The organism is Streptomyces sp. PsTaAH-137 (assembly GCF_003259365.1).
Classification (GTDB): Bacteria; Actinomycetota; Actinomycetes; order Streptomycetales; family Streptomycetaceae; genus Streptomyces.
This window is the reverse complement of record NZ_QLLY01000068.1, coordinates 1-2,865: the sequence shown is the minus strand read 5'-3', so window position 1 is coordinate 2,865 and position 2,865 is coordinate 1. Positions and strand designations below refer to the sequence as shown.

General features: G+C 74.1%; 2 protein-coding genes and 1 pseudogene. All 3 read left to right on the top strand.

Going from position 1 to position 2,865, the window contains the following annotated elements:
• The coding region (locus tag K377_RS40845; RefSeq protein ID WP_181512777.1) for an alpha-glucosidase C-terminal domain-containing protein at positions 1 to 177 on the top strand (177 nt) is incomplete at its 5' end.
• Positions 178 to 517: 340 nt separating this feature from the next.
• Positions 518 to 1,918 (top strand): phosphotransferase, encoded by a 1,401-nt coding sequence (locus K377_RS40840; protein ID WP_111668685.1) that lies wholly within the window; start codon positions 518 to 520, stop codon positions 1,916 to 1,918.
• Between the two features lie 118 nt (positions 1,919 to 2,036).
• Positions 2,037 to 2,865: pseudogene (locus K377_RS40835) on the top strand (1,4-alpha-glucan branching enzyme); the annotation flags it as partial.

Here is a 2,865-nt window from a genome sequence, read left to right as displayed (position 1 = left end):
CACAACTTCTCCCGCTTCGCCCAGCCCACCGAACTCGACCTCCAGTCCTTCAGCGGCCGCCACCCCGTCGAGCTGATCGGCGGAGTCCGGTTCCCGGCGATCGGCGAACTGCCGTACCTCCTGACGCTGGCGGGCCACGGCTTCTACTGGTTCCGGCTGCGGAAGGACGGCTTCTGACGCACTGCCCCCGAGCGGCGCGGCCGACGGTGCGCGGAAGGCGTTCCGTCGGCCCGCCCCTGGGGTGACCCCTGCGACAAGGCCGGGTTCCCGCCACCGGGAATGTCCAAGAACCCGCCAACCCCGGTTTCCGTCCCGTCCCCCGGGGCACTCCATACCAATACCGTGCGGGACAGGCGCAGCGGCGCACCGTCCCGGCCCGCGCCGCGGATCACGCACGCGACCGTTCACGCACGCTCGGCACGTCCCCCTCTGGACCCAGCTCAGGACAGCATCTCGGCACCCGGGACCGCGCACACCGTCGTCGAGCGTTCCCGGCCCGGGGAAAGGACGCGACGCCATGTCGGAAGCCGCAGGCCGGCCCGCCCACCCCACCGCCGTCGCGGCGGACGATCCCTCCGGCCTCCTCCTCTCCCTGGAGCCACTGCTGCGCGAATGGCTGCCGCGCCAGCGCTGGTTCGCGGGCAAGGGCCGGCCCGTCACCGGCTTCACCCTCGACTCCGCCACCCCGCTGCTGCCCGGCGCCGCCCTGCTGCACCTGCTGGTGCGCGCCCACCAGCCGCCCGCCGACGACGACGGTCCCGGGGACCGCTACCAACTCCTCATCGGCACGGCTCAGTTGCTGCCCCAGCACCTGGCTCCCGCGGCGATCGGCACGATCACCCGCGGCCCGCTCGCGGGCCGCACCGCCTACGAGGCGCTTCAGGATCCCCGCCAGGCGTCCGTGCTGCTCGAACGGCTCCGGATACCCGGCGCCCTCGGCGCCCTCGGCTTCCATCGCGGCCCGCACGGCGAGGTCCCGCGCGGTCTCGTCCCCCGCCCCTTGCAGGCCGAACAGTCCAACTCCTCGGTCGTGTACGGGGATCGGCTCATCGCCAAGTTCTTCCGGCGGGTCGTCGCGGGCATCAACCCCGACCTGGAACTCCCGCTCGCGCTGGCCCGCGAGGGCTGCGACCGGGTGCCCGCGCCGGTGGCCTGGTTCGAGACGCGCACCGGGGACACAGCGGAGACCACGACCCTCGGCGTCCTTCAGCCGTTCCTCAAGGGCGCGGCCGACGGCTGGGACCTGGCCCTGAAACACCTCACCAACGACCAGGACTTCACCGAGGAGGCACGACAGTTGGGCCGCGCCACGGCGGAGGTCCACACGGCGCTCGCGCGGGCGCTGCCCACGGTCACGTACAGCCGCGCGCAGACGGAACAGCTCGCCGGGACGATGATCCGCCGCCTGGAGGCGACGGCCCAGCAGGTCCCGGCGCTGCTCCCGCACGTCCCCGCCCTGCGCTCCGCCTTCGCGGCCCTGCACGAGCTCGCCGCCGACGGCCGCGACCGGCGGGCCCAGCGCGTCCACGGCGATCTGCACCTGGGCCAGTGCCTGCGCGAGGCGGACGGCACCTGGCGGCTCATCGACTTCGAGGGCGAACCGTCCCGCCCCCTCGCCGAACGCCGGCTGCCGCATCCCCCGCACCGAGACATCGCGGGCATGCTCCGCTCTTTCGACTACGCGGCACGCAGCGCCCGCCCCTGGAACGCGGCGTGGGCGGATTCCTGCCGCGCCGCGTACTGCACGGGCTACGCGGAGGTCTCCGGCAGCGACCCGCGCACCGACCCGGTCCTGCTGCGCGCCTACGAGACGGACAAGGCGGTCTACGAGGCCCTGTACGAGGCCCGCCACCGCCCGGACTGGCTCCCGGTCCCGCTGGCGGCCCTGACCCGCCTGGCAGAGCAACCGCCCCGTTAGCCGCGTCCCGTAAGGGGCGCGGGGAACTGCGCGAGAAGCGGCCCCACCGGCCCGCCCCCGCCGACGCACCCGCTCCCACCCACCCCGGTACACGCGAAGCCCCAAGGAGGCGCACCCCGTGACCCGCCGCCCGACCACCGCACCGGCCCCCGTCCCGGAGGACGACCGCACCCGACTGCTCGCCGCGACCCACCACAACCCCCACGGAGTGCTCGGCGCCCACCCGGCACCCGGCGGCGTCGCGTTCCGCGTCTGGCGGCCCTACGCCCGGCAGGTGGCCGTCCGCACCCCGGAGGGCCTGCACGCCGATCTCCACGACGACGGCGACGGGTTCTTCTCGGGGCTGCTCCAGCTCGGCGAGGTCCCGCCCGCGTACGACCTGGAGATCACGTACGCCGACACCACCCAGACGCTCGCGGACGCCTACGCCCTGCTCCCCGCGCTCGGCGAACTCGACCTCCACCTCATCGGCGAGGGCCGCCACGAGCAGTTGTGGGACGCGCTCGGCGCCCGCCCCATGACCCACCAGGGCATCGAGGGCACCCGCTTCACGGTCTGGGCGCCGAACGCCCGCGGGATCCGGGTCGTCGGCGGCTTCAACTACTGGGACGGCGCCGCCCACAGCATGCGTTCGCTCGGCTCGTCCGGCATCTGGGAGCTGTTCGTGCCGGGCATCGGCGAGGGCGAGCTGTACAAGTTCGAGATCACCCGCCCCGACGGCAGCAGGACGATGCGCGCCGACCCGCTCGCCACCCGCACCGAGGTCCCTCCGGCCAACTCCTCGATCGTGCACGCCTCGCACTACACGTGGCGGGACGAGGAGTGGCTGGCCCGGCGCACCGAACGCCCCGCGCACGAGGCCCCGTTCTCGGTCTACGAGATCCATCTGCCGTCCTGGCGCCCCGGCCTCACCTACCGCCAGCTCGCCGACCAACTCCCCGCCTACG